This is a genomic window from Nitrincola lacisaponensis, assembly GCF_000691225.1.
Classification (GTDB): domain Bacteria; phylum Pseudomonadota; class Gammaproteobacteria; order Pseudomonadales; family Balneatricaceae; genus Nitrincola; species Nitrincola lacisaponensis.
In genome coordinates this window covers 1-674 of record NZ_JMSZ01000041.1, presented here as the reverse complement: position 1 = coordinate 674, position 674 = coordinate 1, and the positions used below count along the sequence as shown (strand labels likewise).

Annotated in this window: 1 protein-coding gene; it reads right to left on the bottom strand. The window is 46.7% G+C overall.

Translation table 11 applies throughout. The annotated features are described in order from the left end of the window. A partial coding sequence (locus tag ADINL_RS14155) for an exosortase/archaeosortase family protein (protein ID WP_168713133.1) occupies nt 1-481 on the bottom strand: 481 nt, incomplete at its 3' end. Nucleotides 482-674 lie beyond the last annotated feature (193 nt).

Here is a 674-nt window from a genome sequence, read left to right as displayed (position 1 = left end):
TACCCATCCATTGAATGAACATCACGCCAATTTCGGACGACAGCAACTGCAAACGTGCGGTCAGCACCGCTTCAAGAAAATAGGGCAAGGGAATAGCAAACGCTAAAAGTACGATCGGAATTAATGTATGCCTGGCCGCTCGACCCAATGCAGTGATGGCAAATCCGGCCAATAACAGCAAGAAAGCATACTGGACCAGTATATACAAGGCCGAGATTTCACCTATAAAAGCCACCAGTAGCGCTACCAAAATAACGGGCATGCCCAGCCACGAACCGGATCGATACTCGACAGCAATCATCAGACGCTTTTCCCAGAGTATGTAAAGTGATACCAGGGGAATTAAAAAGCCGTGACTGTACTCTTCCTGCTTGATCCAGCGTTCGACCACTTCGGAAAGACCACCGAATGACAGAAAAAACGCTGCCAGCAAGCCGAAGCCAAACAACAACATCGAAGGCCAGCGAATCAGCTGGTTCAACCTGGAGCACTCTTGTTGTATTTCCTGAATGATCGACACAATCACCTCAACCAAAATCCGTTATTTGAAGCTGCTTCTGTACAAGGACCGGTATAGCAATGCACAAGCAAACCCAACCAGCAACAAGGGTAAAATCGTTGCAATAGTATTCATTACACCATACGAATAGAGAACTGACTTCAAAGGAATGACC